22 protein-coding genes and 2 pseudogenes are annotated in these 20218 nt (G+C 53.1%); 13 read left to right on the top strand and 11 right to left on the bottom strand.

The genetic code is table 11. The annotated features are described in order from the left end of the window. Positions 1-8 precede the first annotated feature (8 nt). Together DYY88_RS24620 and DYY88_RS25025 are read right to left on the bottom strand one after the other, a co-directional pair. Positions 9-1148, bottom strand: coding sequence for a pentapeptide repeat-containing protein (locus DYY88_RS24620; RefSeq protein WP_052288291.1), 1140 nt, complete (start codon positions 1146-1148; stop codon positions 9-11). A gap of 186 nt (positions 1149-1334) precedes the next feature. Further along, a pseudogene (locus DYY88_RS25025) lies at positions 1335-1556 on the bottom strand (hypothetical protein); the annotation flags it as partial. A 13-nt stretch (positions 1557-1569) separates the two neighbouring features. On the opposite strand from DYY88_RS25025, the gene DYY88_RS24625 reads away from it, so the two are divergent. Continuing rightward, positions 1570-1809, top strand: a complete 240-nt coding sequence (locus DYY88_RS24625) for a hypothetical protein (protein WP_052456670.1) — start codon at positions 1570-1572, stop codon at positions 1807-1809. 287 nt (positions 1810-2096) lie between these two features. Here the strand turns inward: DYY88_RS24625 and DYY88_RS25030 are convergent. The 4 genes and pseudogenes from DYY88_RS25030 to DYY88_RS06155 all read right to left on the bottom strand — a co-directional run. Beyond that, positions 2097-2252: pseudogene (locus DYY88_RS25030) on the bottom strand (pentapeptide repeat-containing protein); the annotation flags it as partial. Between the two features lie 159 nt (positions 2253-2411). Beyond that, entirely contained in the window at positions 2412-2675 is a 264-nt protein-coding gene (locus DYY88_RS06145; RefSeq protein ID WP_039726015.1) for a DUF2442 domain-containing protein, read from the bottom strand. Then, positions 2647-2892, bottom strand: a complete 246-nt coding sequence (locus tag DYY88_RS06150; protein WP_072041305.1) for a DUF4160 domain-containing protein — start codon at positions 2890-2892, stop codon at positions 2647-2649. The genes DYY88_RS06145 and DYY88_RS06150 overlap by 29 nt, the downstream gene beginning before the upstream one ends. 145 nt (positions 2893-3037) lie before the next feature. Then, positions 3038-4780 (bottom strand): SWIM zinc finger family protein, encoded by a 1743-nt coding sequence (locus DYY88_RS06155; RefSeq protein WP_039726016.1) that lies wholly within the window; start codon positions 4778-4780, stop codon positions 3038-3040. Between DYY88_RS06155 and DYY88_RS06160 the strand changes: the two genes are divergently transcribed. Further along, positions 4779-5285 (top strand): hypothetical protein, encoded by a 507-nt coding sequence (locus DYY88_RS06160; protein WP_207223288.1) that lies wholly within the window; start codon positions 4779-4781, stop codon positions 5283-5285. The genes DYY88_RS06155 and DYY88_RS06160 overlap by 2 nt on opposite strands. A 37-nt stretch (positions 5286-5322) precedes the next feature. On the opposite strand, the gene DYY88_RS06165 is transcribed toward DYY88_RS06160, so the two are convergent. Both DYY88_RS06165 and DYY88_RS06170 read right to left on the bottom strand, forming a co-directional pair. Then, complete coding sequence (locus DYY88_RS06165; RefSeq protein WP_039726018.1) at positions 5323-5844, bottom strand: DUF1415 family protein; 522 nt, start codon at positions 5842-5844, stop codon at positions 5323-5325. Positions 5845-6027: 183 nt separating this feature from the next. Next, entirely contained in the window at positions 6028-6630 is a 603-nt protein-coding gene (locus tag DYY88_RS06170) for a GNAT family N-acetyltransferase (protein ID WP_044151101.1), read from the bottom strand. Between the two features lie 253 nt (positions 6631-6883). Between DYY88_RS06170 and DYY88_RS06175 the strand changes: the two genes are divergently transcribed. From DYY88_RS06175 to DYY88_RS06200, 6 genes are all read left to right on the top strand, one after another. Then, positions 6884-7276: a DUF8631 domain-containing protein gene (locus tag DYY88_RS06175; RefSeq protein WP_236146324.1), complete on the top strand. Its 393-nt coding sequence runs from the start codon at positions 6884-6886 to the stop codon at positions 7274-7276. A gap of 374 nt (positions 7277-7650) precedes the next feature. Further along, positions 7651-7836: a TLTLP motif-containing protein gene (locus DYY88_RS06180; protein WP_072041306.1), complete on the top strand. Its 186-nt coding sequence runs from the start codon at positions 7651-7653 to the stop codon at positions 7834-7836. A 216-nt stretch (positions 7837-8052) separates the two neighbouring features. Beyond that, the gene (locus DYY88_RS06185; protein WP_039726019.1) at positions 8053-8562 is read left to right on the top strand and encodes an inorganic diphosphatase; all 510 of its coding nucleotides are present in this window, start codon (positions 8053-8055) and stop codon (positions 8560-8562) included. Between the two features lie 331 nt (positions 8563-8893). Continuing rightward, positions 8894-9805, top strand: a complete 912-nt coding sequence (locus DYY88_RS06190) for an MBL fold metallo-hydrolase (protein ID WP_236146325.1) — start codon at positions 8894-8896, stop codon at positions 9803-9805. Positions 9806-9915: 110 nt separating this feature from the next. Further along, positions 9916-10290 (top strand): DUF423 domain-containing protein, encoded by a 375-nt coding sequence (locus tag DYY88_RS06195; protein WP_039726020.1) that lies wholly within the window; start codon positions 9916-9918, stop codon positions 10288-10290. Between the two features lie 532 nt (positions 10291-10822). After that, positions 10823-11035, top strand: a complete 213-nt coding sequence (locus DYY88_RS06200) for a hypothetical protein (RefSeq protein ID WP_039726021.1) — start codon at positions 10823-10825, stop codon at positions 11033-11035. Positions 11036-11256: 221 nt separating this feature from the next. Here DYY88_RS06200 and DYY88_RS06205 read toward each other — a convergent pair whose 3' ends face one another. Beyond that, positions 11257-12183, bottom strand: coding sequence for an acyl-CoA desaturase (locus DYY88_RS06205; RefSeq protein ID WP_063776170.1), 927 nt, complete (start codon positions 12181-12183; stop codon positions 11257-11259). A 229-nt stretch (positions 12184-12412) separates the two neighbouring features. On the opposite strand from DYY88_RS06205, the gene DYY88_RS24430 reads away from it, so the two are divergent. The 3 genes from DYY88_RS24430 to DYY88_RS06220 all read left to right on the top strand — a co-directional run bounded on the left by DYY88_RS24430 (position 12413) and on the right by DYY88_RS06220 (position 14529). Beyond that, positions 12413-12664: a transposase gene (locus DYY88_RS24430; RefSeq protein ID WP_201278964.1), complete on the top strand. Its 252-nt coding sequence runs from the start codon at positions 12413-12415 to the stop codon at positions 12662-12664. Between the two features lie 458 nt (positions 12665-13122). Continuing rightward, on the top strand, positions 13123-14313 hold the full coding sequence (dxr, locus tag DYY88_RS06215) for a 1-deoxy-D-xylulose-5-phosphate reductoisomerase (protein ID WP_039726023.1): 1191 nt from the start codon (positions 13123-13125) through the stop codon (positions 14311-14313). A gap of 9 nt (positions 14314-14322) precedes the next feature. Continuing rightward, positions 14323-14529 (top strand): hypothetical protein, encoded by a 207-nt coding sequence (locus DYY88_RS06220; RefSeq protein WP_039726024.1) that lies wholly within the window; start codon positions 14323-14325, stop codon positions 14527-14529. A 124-nt stretch (positions 14530-14653) separates the two neighbouring features. Here DYY88_RS06220 and DYY88_RS06225 read toward each other — a convergent pair whose 3' ends face one another. Both DYY88_RS06225 and DYY88_RS06230 read right to left on the bottom strand, forming a co-directional pair. Next, positions 14654-16564: a fumarate reductase/succinate dehydrogenase flavoprotein subunit gene (locus tag DYY88_RS06225; RefSeq protein ID WP_039726025.1), complete on the bottom strand. Its 1911-nt coding sequence runs from the start codon at positions 16562-16564 to the stop codon at positions 14654-14656. Positions 16565-16850: 286 nt separating this feature from the next. After that, positions 16851-18230 carry a glycosyltransferase family 2 protein gene (locus tag DYY88_RS06230; RefSeq protein WP_242517577.1) on the bottom strand — a complete coding sequence of 460 codons (1380 nt, stop codon included), beginning with the start codon at positions 18228-18230 and terminating at the stop codon, positions 16851-16853. A gap of 416 nt (positions 18231-18646) precedes the next feature. Here DYY88_RS06230 and ebsA point away from each other — a divergent pair, with 416 nt between their 5' ends. Together ebsA and DYY88_RS06240 are read left to right on the top strand one after the other, a co-directional pair. Continuing rightward, on the top strand, positions 18647-19027 hold the full coding sequence (ebsA, locus tag DYY88_RS06235; protein ID WP_302849228.1) for a type IV pilus biogenesis protein EbsA: 381 nt from the start codon (positions 18647-18649) through the stop codon (positions 19025-19027). An 81-nt stretch (positions 19028-19108) separates the two neighbouring features. Beyond that, on the top strand, positions 19109-20209 hold the full coding sequence (locus DYY88_RS06240) for a phosphotransacetylase family protein (protein WP_039726027.1): 1101 nt from the start codon (positions 19109-19111) through the stop codon (positions 20207-20209). The last annotated feature ends 9 nt before the right edge of the window (positions 20210-20218 follow it).

Raw genomic sequence — 20218 nt, forward strand, 5'->3', positions numbered from 1 at the left:
CTAACTTACTACTTGTGTTCTAGCTCAGAATTATCAGGAGGCTGCCAATCAAAGTTGGGATGGATAGCTTTAAATTCTCGCAGCTGCGGTTCTAAAACTTCAATGGGAACAGCCAGCTTGTCTGCGAGTTCGAGGACGTTGTTGGCAAAGTCAGTAGCGGTAGCGATTCCAGTGCCAAGGGCAACAGCTATTCTCAGCAACCCCATCAAGCGAGTTTTCAACCTTGCGGGACTAGGCTTTTTAAATTGCTGAAGGTCGTGGGTCAAGTCTTCTAAATGGACTTGAACGGCTTCCTTTTCAGTCTCTGGAAAGGTCTGAGCGTAACTTTGCAGAGACTCTAGTGTTTGCAAGATTTTGTCGGCGTCTTGCCCATAATGTAGGCTCACCTGACCGCTGATTTCGCCCAGATTGATGACGTTGCCTTGTAGGTTGTTGCCCGTGTTGACAAAGCTGCCGTCAGCGGCAGAAATGTTGGGATTATTGCTGTGGGTCATGGCAGTGGTTGTGACAGTCACGTTACTGGCGGCAGGACCGAGGCTGAGCATAATGGCCTTGAGGTCATCGGCCCGTTTACGTTCACCTTCGAGTAAACCCCGGGCTCTGGCTGCTTCTAGCTTAAGGGCCTGCAACTCATCAAAATCTTGTTCAAACTTGCCTTTGTTAGTGCCTGGGGGCACGGCGACGGTGACGAGCATATCTTCCCCTTTGCGCTCGTAGCCTTGGACGGCATCGTCAGGCAAATGGTAGTCGGCCATCAACTGCGCCAGAGTGTCTCTGAAGACCTGGGGATGAATGCCCTGACGAATCAGGATTTGCACCGTGTCGAGCATTTCTTTGAAGAACTTCTCGAAGTCGCCTGGTTGGAAGATCTTGTCGGGATTGTGGGGCCGCCGCTCGCGATTGCCCTGGGCATCGGGTTCTGCTTTGAGGAAAACGTACTGACAGTCAATGTCTTTGAGAATGGTGGTTTCATCAATATTCCACGCTTCCAGGCAGGCTCCGGTGAGGTGCGCCCCGGTGAAATCGGTGCCGACGCATTGCGCATTGGTCAAGTTGGCCCCGTGCAGTTCCGCGCCCGCCAGGGTTGCACCGTTGAGGTCGGCCCCTATGAGGTTTATGCGATGTAGGGTGGCTCCCGCCAGATTCACACCTCGCAAATCATCATATGAGAAATCTCGATTAACACCGTCGAGACTCACAAGCAGATCACGAAGCCAGGGGTCGTCTAGGTTGCTGTATTCAAATCCGAGAAAAGTACGCTCAAAATTTTCAACGTTGCGCCACCGAACATTTTTTAGCAGTATTGGACGCTGGGAAGAACTGGAAAAGTTAGCCCTATTAAGGTCTGAATTAGCGAAAGATGCCCTGGTCAAATCAGCACCAATAAACTTTGTACCGGTCGCGGAAAAAGCAATACTTCTTAGACGCAATGGCCAAAACCTATGATCGTCTTGACGTAGAAAGCAAATAATTATAACTGTAAAAATAAAATTGATGAAAGCGCAAATGCAGGCTCCATATATTGCAATAGATCCAGCGTAACCATTCGCAATCAAAACGCCGACACTAATGGCGGCGCTGAGTGAAGTAACTAATGCAATTGCAAGAGCGATATGCGTAGAAAAGGCACATAAAATAGCAATTATTATGGCAAGGGCTAAAGCGAATGCACCACCAGTTGCACTGACAGCAAAAGCGCCAATGACGCTAACCACAACGGAAACCGCAAAAGACTGTGCCTCAGCAAAATCAGTTGTTTTTATGATAGAAACAGCTACAACTAGCGCCAGAGACAAAATGGCAGAATAGATTATATACTTCAATGCTCGGATATTAAATCCTTGATCCCAGATTATGAAGTAGGCTACGATAACGGGGATTAATCCTGCTACGATTCCGAGAGGATTGGTTGGACTGCCAAGAATATGAAAGCCGCTTATTATACTTCCAGAAGTTCCTTGTATGACACCAGCTACAAGGGCAACAGCAGCTATCTTTATGATTTCAAATATAGATTGCGAAAGTTGTAAACTAGTTTTAATAGAACAAAACTTTGTTTCTAGTAAGTCTGTGTCTATAAATTGGACGTCGCGAATATCCGCTCCCGTAAAATCTGCGCCAGATAAGTCAGCATCCTCAAAGTGACAGCCGCGTAAGATGGAACCTCGAAAGTCACGCTCTCCGGCGGCATAGTCTCTTAACACATCTTTGGTTTTAAGTCGCTGTCCGTGGTACTTACCGCGATCTGACATCGTTAGATTGAGGATTTTGACTTGAGGTTAGGACAGTTGAGAACCCCCGGATTCTTTCCAGAGTCGATGCTAATTCATGTGAATCCAGTCAAAGAATCTAGGGTCCTGGGTGCTCAGCAAATTTTCTCTATTTAAGCCCAAATTCTTGGGGATGCACCACTAGCGTCTAGCCTCCGGCGAAGGTGCGCCGCGTAGCAAACCAGCTGTGCTGAGATCTTCATCCAGAGCTTCCCAATGCATACCATAGCCACCGCCACAAACTTCCCACTGGCTCCGCTGTGTGGGCGTCGCGTTCAACAATCGGGGATACCAGACCAAAGGCACTGTGATAGTCCGACCATCCATCAAATCCACGCTGATCGTGTCTTCCGTGAAATGGACATCCTTGACCCGCTCATCGACTTGAATCGCCAAACCAGCCATACCAGGCCTCCAAAAACAGTTGCTGATGTTCTAAAACAAGCTTGCGTAGTTTGCGTAACTCCTTGGGACTAAAGCCAATATTGTTAGCCAACTCTCCTGAATCTAACCAAAATTTAGCGGATTCACGGTCTCTATCAACGTGAATATGAGGCGGTTCATTGGGTTCATGACTGTAGAAATAAAACCGATAAGGCCCAAGCTTTAATACTGCTGGCATCGTTCCGATTTGGCTGGGAAGCGTTGACCGGGGTATTGGCTGAGATCTGACATGGAGGGCAAGAGGGGGTGAGAGTGGGGAGCGGGTGCCAGCAAATTTTTTCTATTTAAGCCCAAAGTCTAGGGGATGAGTCAGCGATCGCGCTCTACAGTCCAGCCGTGTCCAGTTCTTGTTGTAAGGCGGGCAGGCGTTTGTGCTGAGATCGCACCTGTTCCACATACTCAATGAACTCCGCCGCGCGATCGACTTGGGCAAAGAGAGGTTTCATTGCCGTGAGATATTGGGCCGCCCGGCGATAGTTCTCCCGTCCGCGTTGCTCAATCGCCGCAGTGATTAATTCCTGATAGAGGGCGATCGCTGTTCCCGGTTGATCGGTGCTGATGGCCGCCGCCACGGGCGCGATGTGGGCGGCCCGTTGCCAGCAGGTGCATTGTTGTAGGTTGTAGAGCGCCATCTCCCAGTCCTGTTCCCATAGGGCAATGTCAATGAGGTGCCCCAAACGGTTTTGCGATTCGAGCTGAGTGAGCAGTGACTGCCGTAGGGTGTCCCATTGCCCCAGGGGATCCGCCTGCACCTGCAAGGTGCGATAGCCCTCAAGCGTAAAGCGGGTTTGCAAAAGTTCGGCTTGTACGGCGATGAATTGTTCGGGTGAGCCGTGATTTTGATAAAACTGCGTCAGCCATTCCTGGTAGACGTAGCTCCGCGCCTCAGTTTGCGCAAAGTGCTGGACGAACGCCAGGGCGCGATCCACTTCTCCTGCTGCGATCAACGCATCGGCAAACTGAACAACCAAACCGGGCAATCCGGAGAAGTGGGCTTGGGCGATCGCCACTGCTTCCCCATAGCTGCCGTTGCCCAGATGCCAATCCGCCTGTTGTTCGGGTGTGCCAAATTTGAGAATGGTGGCGGCGGCCTGCTGGTCATCTCCCTGGCGATCGGCCCGCGCGGTTAACAACTTGACCAGATAGCTCTGCGCCCAACTGCCCGAGCGACTTTGAGGCAGTTTCGCCAACTCTTCATGGATGCGGGGTTCTAGCCAGTCCCAGTCGGCGGCGGTGGTGTGCGCGGTCAGGGCCTCCCCAGCAGGATAAGCATAGTCAATGCCGCCCAACTCCAAATCTTTCAACACCGCGTCAAACAAGGTTTCCACCCAGCGGCGGCGGCGGTTGCGATCAAGTTCCTCGACCTGGATAAGGCAGTCTTGCAAGCCCGCCGCCATGTCTTGAATCACACAGGCCACTGCGCCGTCATAGTCGATTTCAAACACGCTGAAGTCGTAGCGCTGGTTGGCAATCGCCAGCAGCAGTTGATACACATCCCCGGCGTGCAGCCAGTCGCCGCCTTTGCTCAAGCGATCGCCGTGATCGACCAGCGCCTCCAGTCCCGCCGCCATCGACTGCATTTCCTCCCCCTGAAAGATCCGTTCCGCCTGACGCGAATATTTCGCCAGATCAGGGGCAGCCCCTCGGGCGGGCGCTTGGGGCGCATCGACAATGGTCATCAAATCGGGATACCGCTGCACCATCGCCTCAACCATGGTGAGCAGATCGGCGCGGCTGCGATCGCCGAGCAATTCCGCAACCGGCTGCAGCTCTTCGAAAGTGTCGGGGGTGTGAATGTAAGTCAGCAGCAGCGCCACTTGATGTTTGCAAATGCCACCCCAGTCATAAGGGCAGGTGCAGCTTGACGCCTCAATGCCCGCTTGATCAAAAGTGACCTCAGTCCGATAAACGCCCGTACCCATGCAGTCGGCCCAAATTTTGGCCCCCTGACGTGCGCCTTGAGCGATCGCACCCTGGCGAAAATAGCGTTGTCCCCGTTGCCAACTTTGCTCAGTGGCCAACGCTTTCACCTGCTTTTCCGTGAGTCTGGGTAAAGATGCCGCCATGGATATTTCAGGAGTGACCGACTACTCTGGTCAGCATAGAGTAACCACAATTTCCATGGGCAAGAAAAAGAACAAATCGTCAGAGCGCATTGGACACCTGCCGCCTCAGCACGATTTCTTTCTCAACCCTCATCTGGATGCTCGCTTCACCCGCTGTCCGAAGTGCGATGGCAAAACCAAACTGCGGAAAAAACCGCTGCTGATTGTAATCAAACCCGCCCAAGTCATCAGCCTAAATAAGACCTGTCGCTACTGTGCTGACTGCGATCTGCTGATTGCCCACAAAGACGAACTCGACGAACTGTTGGAGTCGGCTTGTCGCCAGCTCTATCCCCAGTTGGTGGGCAATGAGTATTGTGTCTTTGGCACGCTCGATCGTAAATCCTGGCGCGAAGGCCACCACAGCTCTTCCCTAGAGGATTTGCTGGACACCCTGCACGACTTCAAGCGGTACCTCGAATTTGAGCCGCCCCGCTATGTCTGGGTCTTTGAGGGCGACGATTAAGCCGAAAGGTAAATCGCCTCAAAATAGAGAGCATCGGTTAACGTTCATGAAACCCGATCACGTCTAAATCCGCTGCCGTCCAATTTTGGTAGTAGCCCGTTTGCCGCAACGACTGGGTGACCTGATTGAGAAAGGGAGTCGACTGAATCGAGAGATGTGGATAGGGCGATCGCCGCGTATACACCCCTTGGATATTGAAATTATCCTCAGGATGACCACCAAAGGCCATTAACTCTAGCGGTAGCAGGTGTAGATTGAGCGCCTCGACAAATGACTCCATCGCGGCCAAAGACATCCCTGCTGGCCGGGGATGAATCATGATGAGGATTTCTGACCCAGCATCCCGAGTAAAGTCAGTCACTAGCTCCATGAATTGGGAGTCTGGTTCCACCTCGTTCTGAGTGAAGGGGTACACCTGAAATTGGATGGTGTTGTCTAAACGAGCTTTGCGAGCAAAGGGACATACTGGCAAATCACCAAAAACGGGATGGGGAACTTCGACAAACTCTCGTAAGTACGCCATCATGGCGTCAATTACGACTTCGTTTGGCTGACTCACGTAAAACTCCTTTGACCGCAACTTAACAACTCGGGCTCAATGAGCCTCAATCCGGAGTTAACCTAACACAAGCAATTGCTCAACCTCAGATTTGGCAACGTTCTCAGGGCGAGGATGGCAACCTCAATTACGCGGCGCAACGCTCAACGAACAAGTCGCCGTGAGTCGCGCCCTAGCCCATTCCTAACTTGCTGCCGCTAACCGAGTGCTGAGCGTTGCTGTCGAAATTTTGTAGACCACTTCATCTAATACATGCCCCGTCAGTGCAGTGATCACTTGCTCACGAAAGACTACCCCGCCCAGCGCTTCCGGAATTTTGCGGCTGGCGATATTAGCCCGATCCACGGGATAAATGACGTAGTCGAACGCTAACGTTTGCACAAGCCAGCGGGCCACCGTGCAAATCGCTTCGCGACCATAGCCCTGCCCCTGAGCACTTTGCTTAATCCAAATGCCGAGTTCGGGCGATCGCGGCCCTTGAGTGAGATGTACGCCGCAACAGCCCAAAAACCCATCATCAGACAGCGTAATCGCCAGCACTAGCTCCGTCTGACTTTCCATGGCCGCCCGCGATCGCGCGATGAACTCGAGCGTCTCGTCCAGGTGCTCTGCTGGCTTAGGATACATGTAGCGCGTCACCGCAGCGTTGAACTCCGCGAACATCACCGCCGCATCCCGTTCCTCCACAGACCGCAAAATGACGCGATCGCCCACCAGGCACAATGCGGCCAGGTCAGGCGTGGGGGCACATTTGAAGATAAAAGGCTGCACATCAGTTGGCGTCATCACTCCACCCTGGCTGGTCAACAGTCAATTCTCGGAAATGACTACGGCCACCGCCCCTAATTTCCGCATGACGACTTGGCTACGAATGCCTTGCATTCTTGAAGCAAGAGGCCTTTTGATGCCAGCGAGATCGCCGTCCCCAGTCCTTGCGCAACCTTCACCATGCGATGACATTCGCCAGATTTTTCAGCCGTTGCCTTGAGATTCTGGCATCTCCTTTGTAGACTCAGTTTGCACTGTGATGATAAAGGCTATGGAAGACACGCCCGTGTTGTCAGAATTTGAGGCAGCCCCCACGCTCGCTGGAGTAGATGAGTTACCACCCGACGCCTATTTGACTGTGGATGATGTGCAAAAACAGATCAAGCGATCGCGCGCTTCGGTCTATCGCTATGCCAACACGCATCCCGACATCTTGAACCCGCCCTTTGATGCCGATAAGCTCAATCCCGAGGTACGGCGCGATCGCGACGATCCCCTCCTATTTCACCCTCGCGAAGTGCGACGATTTGCCCAAGACATTCTCGGGCTCAACCCCACTATCACCGTGCAACCGTCCGAAGAGACCACCACCCAAGAAATTCTCAAAGCCATCCTGAGCGAATTGCGCGCCATTCGCCAGCAGTTAGAAGCGCAATCAGACTAGTCCCGAGCAAACTTGGAGCGTGACAACTGCACCACCCACTACACGGCCCATATCCCTAAGGGGTGATCGTCGCACAGTGCCCCGCATTCAAGGCACATGAGCATCCTTTAAAGTTAAGGAAAGGAAAAACAGCTCACCATTGATATTTATTTACAATTTTCGTGTACAGTATGTTGTTCAACTCACAATTTACGCAGAGTTTATTCGCTACTGTAGATGTCAATTGGGCCTGCCGACCTTAGAGAGCCTAAAGTTTCTCTAAGCTTTCTTGCAGATTGCAATCTGCTTTGAGTTACGCTGTGCTCAATTGGAAGACTAGAGTATGTGGGTCTGTACGCACTGTTTGCAATTTCTGGTATTGTCATCGCGTCTTTATGGAATCTGCTAATACCTCCGAGAATGCCTCGGAACCTCCGAGTAGTCGCCTTTCTCACGTTGTCGGCACGGTCATTGCACTGTTGACGCTAATGCTACCGCTTCTAGCGATCGCACATTACTCTGCTGTAGATCCGCCTCCTGCCACCTTACCCAGCTATCCACTATCGCGATCGCCTGAATAAATGATTGATGAGGATCCCAGCATCCCTCTAGGGTTGATTGGCGTCTTCGCCTAAAATGCTAGGCGAAGCGTTGTCTTGTGCTGGTCAGAGTTGAAATCGCTGACTCGATTCGGTGACTTCATCACGGCTCTGTCGTTAGCGGCATCCCTCTGAGCAGACATCGGGAGTATTTGGCTCCACAACGCTTGCCGACCACATCATATCTGGAGACGCATTGTGGATTTATCTCGGATTCCCGCTCAGCCTGAGCCTGGTCTAATCAATGTTCTGATTGAAATTCCGGCGGGCAGCAAAAACAAGTACGAATTTGACAAAGATATGGGGGCCATGATCTTAGATCGCGTCCTCTTTTCTTCGGTGCAATATCCCTACGACTATGGCTTTGTGCCCAACACCCTCGCCGATGATGGTGATCCACTAGATGGCATGGTGCTGATGGATCAGCCAACCTTTCCGGGATGTGTGATTGCGGCTCGACCCATTGGCATGTTGGAAATGGTCGATGGCGGCGATCGCGATGAAAAAATTCTCTGCGTACCCGCCGAAGATCCACGCTATGCCAAGGTGATGTCTTTAGATGACATTGCTACCCATCGCCTCGACGAAATTGCGGAATTCTTTGGCACGTATAAAAACCTCGAAAAGAAAGAGGTGCAAATTTTGGGCTGGCAAAACGTCGATAAAGTGAAGCCCTTAGTGCAGCAATGCATTGACGCAGTCAAATAACCTGGTCGCTGAGTATCGATGTTCAGTGGGGATGGGTATCCTGATAAACAATGAGGCGGAATGAGGCGGTCGATGTTGACTACCTCACCACTGTCCAGACAGTGTACTGCGCTGGTGAGACGGGTTTCCCATCTCCGACTAATCACGATGCTCGGCTCGTTTAATCCGGAGCGGGAGCTGAGCGTTAGAGTAATAAAAGCCACTAAACTTTCCTGAACATACTGAAAAGCGCCAGAATATTTATCAATCAAGTGCTTCGCAATCGACTTTAGGCGACCGTTATTCATGCCAGCGATTACGTAACCTAACCTTCTAGTTGTTGTTTTTCTCCATGCCAGACACAGATGCTTCAATGCTGACAGAAAGTAATTCGACACCTGCAGAAGGGGTGCAAGCTACGGTGATGTCAGCAACCGAATGTTTGACGGTTAAGTTTTGGGGCGTACGCGGTAGTGTGCCGACACCGGGGGCTGACACCGTTCGATATGGCGGCAATACCGCTTGCGTAGAAATTCAACTGCCCGGGCATCGGCTGGTGTTTGACGGTGGGACGGGGCTGCGAGTGCTGGGCAAACACTTGCTCGAAGCTGGCCATCCCGTCAGTGCCCACATCTTTTTTACCCACACCCACTGGGACCGCATTCAAGGATTTCCTTTTTTTGGACCTGCATTTATCGCTGGCAACCATTTTGATGTATATGGCGCGACTGCTGCGAATGGCGCATCCATCAAGCAGCGCCTGACGGATCAAATGCTGCGGCCTAATTTCTTCACGCCGCTGCAGAATATGTCATCCACTATGGAATTTCATAACATTGCCGCCGGCAACGTGATTCACCTGGATGATGATGTCACGGTCGAAACGATCGCGCTCAACTCTGCGACCAGCGCACTCGGCTTCCGAGTCAACTATGCGGGCAAGTCAGTCGTTTACGCGACCGATAGTTATAGTACAGAGGCTGGCCCCGACCCGAGCTTGTTGTATCTGGCTCAAGGGGCAGAGTTACTGGTGTATGGCGGCACTTACTCGGAGCCAGTATATGCCAGTATGGGCGACGACCCCCAGGCAATGTCTTGTGACCAAAGTATTGCGATTGCCGAAAAGACCCAAGTCAAAGAAATGATCTTGTTTCATCACAATCCACGCCACGATGATGACTACCTTGATCATCTCGAAATGGAAATCCATAATCGCTGTCCACAATTGCGTCTAGCGCGTGAAGGGATGACGCTCCAGCCTTAAGCCGAGAGCACGAGTCGTCGGGAGCAAATCATTCAGCACTCATCTTGATTGCGTCGCCCTGCTGAGAATAGTTTTACCCTGTGACTATGGATGATTCACGGTGAGTAACGATGCAATTATTTTTGGCGATCGCAGCAATTTTGGGAGGACTCGCCGTAGCAGGGGGAGCCTTCGCGAGTCATGCCTTACAAAATCAATTGACTGAGCGCGCGATCGCCGTTTTCAACACTGGCGTCCGCTATCAGATGTACCATGCGCTGGCACTGCTAACAGTCGCCATGCTGTTAGGGACAGCCAAACAAGCTTTACCGTGGCTGACGGCAGCAGGTTGGTGTTTCATCGTCGGAGTCATACTGTTTTCGGGCAGTTTATACCTCATCAGCTTGGCCGGGCTCAAAGCCTTTGGTCCCGTCACGCCGATTGGTGGGGTTGCGTTTATTGCAGGTTGGGTCTGTCTAGCCGTTGCTGCCCTGAGATGGGCGTAGATCATCCTGGGCCAACTTTGCAACTAGAAAAGTAAATTCCCGCTACTGACATAGGTGGATCAATTGCAGAGAGAGACTCAGCTGTTGATGCGATCGCGGTCCCAGAGTCCCCTGACCCAAGTGCTGGCAATCTCTAGCCTTCCTGAGAAAAGTCAACGCAGAAGAGACACAATCACGTCTTACTTGAAATCTTTAAAGAAGTAAAATATTTCAACTCAAAACGTTGACCAGCATGAGACTCAACACTGCTTGTTAGCAGAATCATCTGGAGCAGCTGCTTGCCATTTGCAGCGACAACAGATATTGCAGTTTGTTGATTTTTGCATCGCTGGCCCATGTTTTGAAACATAGAATGTGGGCGTGTAAAGGTTTATAGTCCCTCTTGAGAAGGCTGTCATCTCGTTGTCGATAATATGAGCACAGCGATTCCCGCTCGAGGCTTTGCTATTAGCTAATCATTCATATTCATTAGCGAAAAGCTGTTTGAGCGATCGCTAAACTTAAGGTTATTGATTAACGGAAAGTGAAGAAAATGCCCCATCCTGCACCCAGCAAAGTCTATGAAAATTTGCAGAAACTCGCCACTGCAGATACTGCACAAAGCGCTGAATATCGGCAAGATGCAGTTGAAGTGTTAGCTGACCTGGATGTTGACGTTGATGTGCGCCAGGAGATCGCCGATCGCCTCGACGACGCCAACCACCTCATGACCCTCAACAACGTTGATGGCGAAGACAGTTACTAACTATTCCGTGAGCCGAAAGCGACGAAGACTCGGTTCAGTGAACAATACATCGCAGTCCGCAGTCAGGTACCAACAGACAAGGGGCTTAAGCTACTTGTTCCGCAGCATGGGAATGTACGGAGCTATTACGCGGCGCTATATAAAACAATGGGGTTCAGCCTGACTAAATCAAGGCTGAACCCGATGTCGCTGAAGGCAGACGGTTGACCTTAGCCGCCGTTTTAGCGATTGGCCGATAATTGCGGCTTGGGAGATTCTCGTTGCGGTCTAGCCGCCTGCCCTAACTGGTTGCTATCGTTGGCCCGCTTCAACAGCGACTGTTCGGTGGGCAGGTGCAAACGTGAGGCTAACGAGACTCGCTCTAGCAGCCGAATGAACTGAAAAGTAGGATCAGGCAAATAGGTCACTTTGCCATTTTGTAAAGTAATGCCGTGGCGACTAGAATGAGCGATCGCATGGTGCAGGTTATGCCACCCCTCGCCCAGCGTCAGTACTGCCACCAGGGCATTATTACGGCTATTATCCCCCGTGCGAAAAGGTTGTTGACCAACTAAATGACATAGAGAATTCACCGTCTGCACCCCATGAAACAAGAGGGTGGTACTCAGGCAAAATGCTCCAAAATATTCGACACCACCAATACCGTACGAGAGCAAACACAACGCCACTAATGGCATAAAGTGAACGCGATCAAGTCGCCTTAAAAAAGGATCCTGCTCCACATCGACAGGCAATTTAGCTGGAAAAAACCAGCGCGAGAATAGCCAGCCTCCTTGTGACCAGTAAATTTTATTCACTCCGGGGAGTGGCCGACAGGGCGAGTGAGCATCCACCGCTTGGTCAGAATGTTGGTGATGGGCCAGATGATGGGCCTTCCACCAACTAGGGCCCATCTGCCCAGCCGCCGCACCGACTAAGCAACCCACCCATAGCACCAGCTTCGGAGCTCGATAGCTATTGTGGGTAAGCAACCGATGATAAATCGCAGTGGTGGCTAGCATACGGATGCCGTACCAGCCCACAGCCCAAGCGATCGCGCCCCAAGATATCCCTGTCGTCAAAATCAACAAGGCACCGCAATGACTGAAGAGGATCAGTGTTGGGCCAAGTCCGTAAGCCAGGATGGTCAGCGGAGAATACTGCCGCATATTTATTTTGTAAGCCCCATATTTAGCAAGCCTTAGTCTAACGACATATAGGGGCGCCCACGATGCCGACAAAATCGTAGCTCATCTCAAATGGCTGGAAACGATTCATCGGGAAGGATGAAGAGACTCGTGGCAGGTAATGCCCACAATCCCAAAATCACCGTCCACAATAGTTATCCACATAGAGCCTATTTGAGATCTTTCGGTATTTCCGTCAAAGAAAACCATGATGTCTAGTTCCTTAGTCACCATGGCTTATTCCAGCGGTTTGGCGGATGCCGAACGGAAACTCCTCGAACGCCTCTTGCCCGAGATCTTGCTCCCCAAACAGCAGACTCGACCGCTTGAATGGAGCTATCGCGAGATTATCGACGGCATCCTTTATCGCCTCAAGAATGGTTGTAACTGGGCGGACCGGACCTGTCCCGAGACTAGCCACCTTATTCGACGGTGTATTGGCACTACAAGCAGTGGCGTGTAGACGGTACTTTGGCGCGACTGATGACGGTTCAGCATGAGCGGGGAGGTCGGAAACAAGCCCCACGGGATTTGTCCCCGTCAAAGCCCGGTGGGTACTGGAGCGCTCGAATGCGTAGATGGAACGCTGCAAGAGTGTGACGCAGAACTTTGAGCACACCTTCGACCATGCCAAAGCTCAACTGGATCTGTGTTTCATCAGGCTCATGTTCAAGCGACTGGCAGCCGCTACTTAGCGATCTCAAATGGGTTCTACAAGTCGTCAGGATAACGGCAAGCGGTTTTCATGCTGTGCGGTTTGCCTTTGCGGGGAATAGCCCTACTGCGGGACCATTAATTCAGACGTGGACTTCACAGCATCACCAGTCTGTGCAGACGCGGAAGACATGCTCTCAGCCTAGAGAGCTTGGGGCACATCCCAGAAAATTGTAAATTGGGAATGACCTGCACCCTGGTAACACCGTGAAAGCGATTACTCTGCTCGGCTCCACTGGCTCCATTGGTACGCAAACCCTGGACATTTTGGAATCCCATCCCGAAGATTTTCGCTTAGTGGGGATTGCGGCTGGCAATAACGTGGAACTGCTAGCGCAGCAGGTACGTCAGTTCAAGCCCGAGATTGTCGCCATCTGTAACGCCAGCAAGTTGCCAGATTTGCAGGCCGCCTTAGCAGACCTTGATCCCCAACCAATTATTTTGGCGGGCGACGATGGGGTGGTGGAGGTGGCGCGGTATGGCGATGCCGAAGCGGTGGTAACGGGGATTGTGGGGTGTGCCGGGTTGTTACCGACTTTGGCGGCGATCGAAGCCGGTAAAGATATCGCTCTGGCGAATAAGGAAACCCTGATTGCCGGGGGGCCTGCGGTGCTGCCCTTGGTGGAAAAGCATGGGGTGAAATTGCTGCCCGCCGACTCCGAGCATTCCGCCATTTTCCAGTGCCTGCAAGGCGTTCCTAATGGTGGCCTGCGGCGGATTATTTTGACTGCTTCTGGCGGGGCCTTCCGCGACTGGCCGGTGGACAAGCTGCCTCAAGTCACCGTCGCCGACGCCCTCAAGCATCCTAACTGGAGCATGGGCCGCAAAATTACCGTCGATTCCGCCACGTTGATGAATAAAGGGCTGGAGGTCATCGAAGCCCACTATCTGTTCGGCCAAGACTATGACGACATTGATATTGTGATCCATCCCCAAAGCATCATTCACTCGCTGATTGAGTTGCAGGACACGTCGGTGCTGGCCCAACTCGGTTGGCCCGATATGCGGCTGCCGTTGCTTTATGCCATCTCCTGGCCCGATCGCGTCTACACCGACTGGGAACCCCTGGATCTCGTCAAAGCCGGAACGCTGACCTTCCGCGAACCGGATCACGCCAAGTATCCCTGCATGGATTTGGCCTATGCGGCGGGACGAGCCGGGGGCACGATGACCGCTGTGCTCAACGCGGCCAACGAAAAAGCCGTCGAGCTATTCCTCGACGAAAAGATTAGCTATCTGGAAATCCCGAAAGTGATTGAGCGGGTGTGCGATCGCCACCGCGATGATCTGGTAGCACAACCCGTGTTACAAGACATCTTGACGGTTGATCAGTGGGCGCGCATCGCCGCGACAGAGGTCAGCCAAAATCTGACTTCCCCGGTAATGGCCCAAGCATAGGATCAATCGATGGAAATCGCGATCGTCATCGGCATTCTCATCATCCTGTTTCTCGTCACGACATGGGTGCTCAAAGTCGTGCGAGCAACGCTGAGGCTCGCGATTTTGATGGCGATCGCGCTGTTGGTGCTGTTCATTATCGGCATCGGCCCACAAACCATTTGGGAACAGCTGCAAAACTGGCTACCGGGTTTCGAGCCCGTCAATCCCCAGTAAAGCTTTCACAGCGGTGAGGCGGGCGATCGCACAAAAGTTCTTGGTTCCTGCTTCACAAACGTCCCTACTACCCAGCCACTCAGCCACGAAAGTTGCCTGAATGTTTGATGGACCAGCAAGTCCCTTACTTGTAGCTGCGCTGGGTGAGCTGTACATTCTCGAAGTTCAAGTCTTCGCGATGCAGGGTGGGGGTGCGATCTCGCCCCTGATATGCCCAAGCCGCGACATAGGCAAAGTGGTCGTCGTCACGCTTGGCTTCGCCGTCGGCGGTCTGGTGTTCCTCCCGGAAATGTCCACCGCAGGACTCTTCACGGTGCAGCGCATCCCGCGCCATGAGTTCTGCCAATTCCATAAAATCAGCCACGCGCCCGGCAAACTCTAAGTTTTTGTTCAAGGTGTTGGCCGTGCCTGGCAATTTGAGGTTGTGCCAAAATTCTTCACGCAGATCTTGAATGCGGGCGATCGCCGTTTCCAATCCGGCCTGATCTCGGGCCATGCCCACGTAGTCCCACACCAATCGACCCAGTTCTCGATGAAAGGTCATGACCGTTTTGTCGCCGCGAATCTGCAAGAGCTGTTCAATATGGTGGCGAGCTGCGTCCTCCACCTCAGCAAAAGCAGCATGATCCGGGGTAACGGGTTCTGGTTTTTGCGTCGCGAGATACGCGCCCAGCGTTTGGGGAATCACGAAGTACCCATCGGCCAGCCCTTGCATCAGCGCACTCGCGCCCAAGCGATTGGCCCCGTGATCGGAAAAGTTTGCTTCCCCCAGCACAAACAAACCGGGAATCGTGCTCATCAGGTGATAGTCCACCCACAGTCCGCCCATCGTATAGTGGACGGCGGGATAAATGCGCATGGGCACCTGATAGGGATCATCCCCGGTGATGCGCTGATACATGTCGAACAGGTTGCCGTATTTAGCAGCGATCGCCTCTTGACCCTGCTCAGCGATCGCATCCCGAAAGTCGAGATACACCGACAGTCCGGTTTCGCCCACGCCGCGCCCCTCATCGGTCATCGCTTTGGCATTGCGCGAGGCCACATCTCGAGGCACCAAATTGCCAAAGGCCGGATAGCGCCGCTCTAAGTAGTAATCGCGATCGCAGTCGGGAATCTCGTTGGGTGATCGGCGATCGCCGGGTTCCTTGGGCACCCAGACCCGACCGTCATTGCGCAAGCCCTCGCTCATCAGCGTCAGCTTCGACTGATAGTCCCCCGAGACTGGAATGCAGGTGGGATGAATCTGCGTATAGCAAGGATTCGCAAAATACGCCCCGCGTTTGTGGCAGCGCCAAGCCGCCGTCACGTTGGAGTTTTTGGCATTGGTCGAGAGATAGTACACATTGCCGTAACCGCCCGTACAGAGCAACACTGCATCACCGCTATGGCGCTCCAGTTCCCCGGTGACCAAATTCCGCGCAATGATGCCCCGCGCCTGACCGTCAATCACGACCAAATCCAGCATTTCGCGCCGGGCCAAGATTTCCACCTGTCCCGCCTGCACCTGCCGCATCATGGCGCTATAAGCGCCCAGCAACAACTGCTGCCCCGTTTGCCCCCGCGCATAAAACGTCCGCGACACGAGGGCTCCCCCAAAGGAGCGGTTCGCCAGCAGGCCACTATATTCCCGCGCAAAGGGCACACCCTGGGCCACACACTGATCAATGATGTGGCTGCTGATTTCCGCTAGACGGTGGACATTGGCCTCACGAGACCGGTAGTCGCCGCCCTTGATCGTGTCGTAAAACAGCCGCCAGACGCTATCGCCATCGTTGGGATAGTTCTTGGTGGCGTTAATGCCCCCCTGCGCCGCAATGCTGTGGGCACGGCGGGGCGAATCTTGGATGCAAAAGCTTTTGACGTGATAGCCCTGCTCTGCCAAAGTCGCGGCCGCAGAAGCACCCGCTAATCCGGTACCCACGACGAGCACGGTATGTTTGCGCTTGTTGTTGGGACTCACCAAGGGACTGTGTTCTTGAAACTGAGTCCACTTATCAGATAACGAACCTGCCGGAATTCGAGAATCAAGCATAGCGCCAGCAAACTTTTACAACGACTGAGCTAGTTAGGGCAAACCAGCCCAGACGAGCTGCGATCGCCACCCTCACTATAAAACTTGAGCTAGGAGGCGGCAGCGACCCACTCGGTAGCCAGCCGCAACGCTAGTCCTATGCTGATCCTGGCTGATGTCAACGCGATCGCACGCGCCTTAGCAACAAAACAACGCAAATCATTCAGGGCTGCGCAAATCATTCAGGGCTGCCGGACAGACCTTGCGCAGCCGTCAATCAATTGACTCAAACTCCAGTTACCCAGCATTAAGACTGCGAAGAGACACTGGCTTCAATCACCGTCGGGTCATCAACATCACCATGCTGAGTTTTGACCCATTTCAACCGTTTAGGACGAATCGCCATCCGGGTCGTCACCGTCGCCACTACCACCAACCAATGGGTCATATAAATCATGCCGCGCACGGTTTGCACCAACACCGAGAAGAGCGAGGCACTTTGACTACGACGCAGGCCCTGGGCCATGCCCACCGTGGCAAAAATCGCTGCCGCACTGGATAAAGGCACGAGCATGGGTGGCCGCTGCCGCGCGATCGCCAGCACCAAATCGGGTAGGGCCGCTGTCGGCAACCCATACTGAATCATCCAAAATAGGGCCAGGTCTAAGGTCTTACCCCAGCCCAGGCGACGCGGCGTCAGTAGCCGCCAATAGTCTAAATAGCGCTGATAGCCCCCCTCGGCCCAACGGTTGCGCTGATGCCAGAGGGCGATCGCTTGCGTCACCCCCTCTTCCCGCACCGCTGGGGTCATCATCAGCGGCACATCCCAGCCGTTGACGTGCAGCTTTAGCGTCAAATCCAAATCATCCGTGATGGTTTCTTCATTCCAGCCACCACATTGTTCCAAAGCAGTGCGCCGCACAAACTGGCCGTTGCCGCGCAGTTCACCGATGCCTCCCAAAGCATTGCGCTTGAGCTGACAGTAGGCATCAAAAGCCATTTCGGCCACTTGCCCCCGCGTCCAAAAATTTTGGGTGCCGTTAGCGATCGCCTTCCGCAACTGCACCGCCCCCACCTGCTCTTGCTGAAACAGGGGTACCGCTCGTCGCAAGCAATCGGGGGGAATTTGCGCATCCGCATCAAACACCAGCAAAATTGAGCCCGGAGTTGTCGGCCAAACCTGATTTAACGCGCCTGACTTGCCCCCAGTGGCGGTTTCATCGCGATGGATAACGTGCAGATTCTCTTGATTTTGGGCCAGCTGATCCATCAATAGCCCGGTGCCGTCGGTGCTGTTGTCATCAATCAACCAAATATCAAATCGGGTCGCGGGATAGTCGATCGCGGTCAACGACTTCACTAACCGTTGAATCACTTGCACTTCGTTTTTAGCCGCCACCAAAATTGAGACCGTGGGCCACTGACTCAGATAAGCAGCCGTCCGCTCGCTAGGAGGCGTGTCTTGCCAACTCGGCAGCGCCTCTGGGGTCACCTGTGGCACCCGCCGCAGCACACGCACCAAATGCACACCAGTCACCAGCACCAAGCCATAGACCAGCCATTGGCCCCAAACCACTAGATGCAGCAGCGCAGTAAACGCCCAAACGGTGACTAACGCGATCGCGGCCTTGAGCCGCCGCCGCTCGTAGCGATGAAAATCATCAGCCGCCAGCGGAGATAAGTTCACCGAGTTGCCCTTAAACCCATTCAACATATCGCTGATCGTGCACTCCGCTGTCGACTAAGAACGTGAATACCCAGCCCGAAGAACCGCCTCGTGGGCGATCGGTGCCGGTCCAGATTTGGCAGCTCACCCCGGCCGGCTTCTGATCGGCCGCCCAGTCAGAACTGAATGGCGCCGAGATCAGATGGCGCTGGGGGCACTGCCAGGCAGCTTGATCTTTGGCCAAGCATTCACCTGAAATCTGTTCTCATCCTAGCGGCTTAAGGCTTCTTAACGATAAATGTTATGCCTGGAAAGGCGGTTGTTGTGCTATCACTGAGGTCAAAATGCCCAACTTCGGGAACCCTAGAGCTGGGGCAGTGAGGTTTGCACTTGCCACCTCACCTGAGTCATCAGTCACACAAATTTCCAAGGCCGCTATGTCACTGACGTTTGAAGAGATTAAACCCGCTCAAAAAGCTGAAATTGGCGTTTACCTACCCTATTATCAGGGCAACAAGCGCAATGCATTGCCTTACGCCATTGGCCTCTATAAACAGGGCAATTTAGAAGGGGAACGGGCGATCGAAGAAGGCGAGAGCATTCCCTTTATCGCCACCTGGAATGTCTCGACGCTACCCGCCGATTTAACCCGCTGTCGCTTGCAATTTGATGATGACGCCGACTTGAGTTATGAGATCACCATGGCAACATTCGAATATGTTGATTTTCTATTCGATGTAGTGGTTGCCCTGCGTCACAAGCGACCCGCTGATTTTTCTAAGTCTTTCTATCGTAAGCTTTTACGGTTAGACGATTAGGGTTGCGCCACCGCACTCGGCAAAGAGTGGCAAAATTGGAAGGGCAGTCCCACCGGTAAGCATTAGTAAGGAGCGAGAGGAGTGCCCAACACCGCCAAGCATCTAATTATTGGCTCAACAGCGCCCTATAGCGGCAAGTCAACCCTGGCCATTGCCATTGGCAGTCAGTTACAAACGATGGGGGTGCCGATGAGCTGGGGCAAGCCTTTAGCGTCGGTGGATGCTTTTGGCTACGGCTTAGATGTCACAGACGGTGATTTAACTTTTGTCCCCACCACCCTGGGACTAGAGGCAGCCCACCAGTCGGCCAACTTACTATCGCTCAACCGACAGTCTTGGATGGCGCAGATTCAGCAGCCCAACACAGCTGGACTGGGGGAAACGCTCAGCCACTATTGGGACGACGTCAAAGGTGATCTTGCCCTGCTGGAAGGGCCTTCCAACTTAGAAGAAGGCGCACTGTTTAATTTGTCTTTGCCGGAAATGGCGATCGCGTTAGACGCGCAGGTCATTTTGGTCATGCATTCCAACACGTTGGGCATGATTGATCAGCTCGTGGCCGCCCAAAAACGCCTCGGCCCCAACTTACTCGGTGTCGTCTTGAATGAGGTGAGCGAACAAGATAGTGAGTCCACGCATAAAACCATCGCACCCTATCTAGAGCAACTGGGCATTCCGGTGTTGGGCATGCTGCCCGAGTTACCTTTTCTCCAAGGCATTCGCGTCTCAGAACTGGTGCGGTATCTGAATGCTGAAGTGCTCTGCGGCGAAGACCACCTCGATTTGGTCGTCGAGAGTTTGAAAATTGGGGCCATGAATGTGAACTCGGCCCTCCGCTTTTTTGGGCAAGGGACCCACCAAGCGGTAGTGACCGGGGGCGATCGCCGCGACCTGCAAATTGCGGCCTTAGAAACCTCAACCCACTGCCTGATTCTCACCGGCCAAATTGCACCCAGCAAAGACGTGCTGCTGTTTGCTAAAGATAAGGAAGTGCCTGTGTTGTCCGTGGCGACCGATACGCTGAGCACCGTCGAGCGGATTGAAATGCTGTTTGGGCGCTTACCGCTCAACAATCCCGACAAGGTGCCCTTAATCAAAGAGCACTTAGCTAGCCAGGTCGATATGCAACGATTATTGACATTGATTGGCTTAGAGACCCCTGCGATCGCACCCCGTGGCTGACATTTTCCA

Origin of the sequence: Leptolyngbya iicbica LK (assembly GCF_004212215.1) — a bacterium.
Lineage (GTDB): Bacteria > Cyanobacteriota > Cyanobacteriia > Phormidesmidales > Phormidesmidaceae > Halomicronema > Halomicronema iicbica.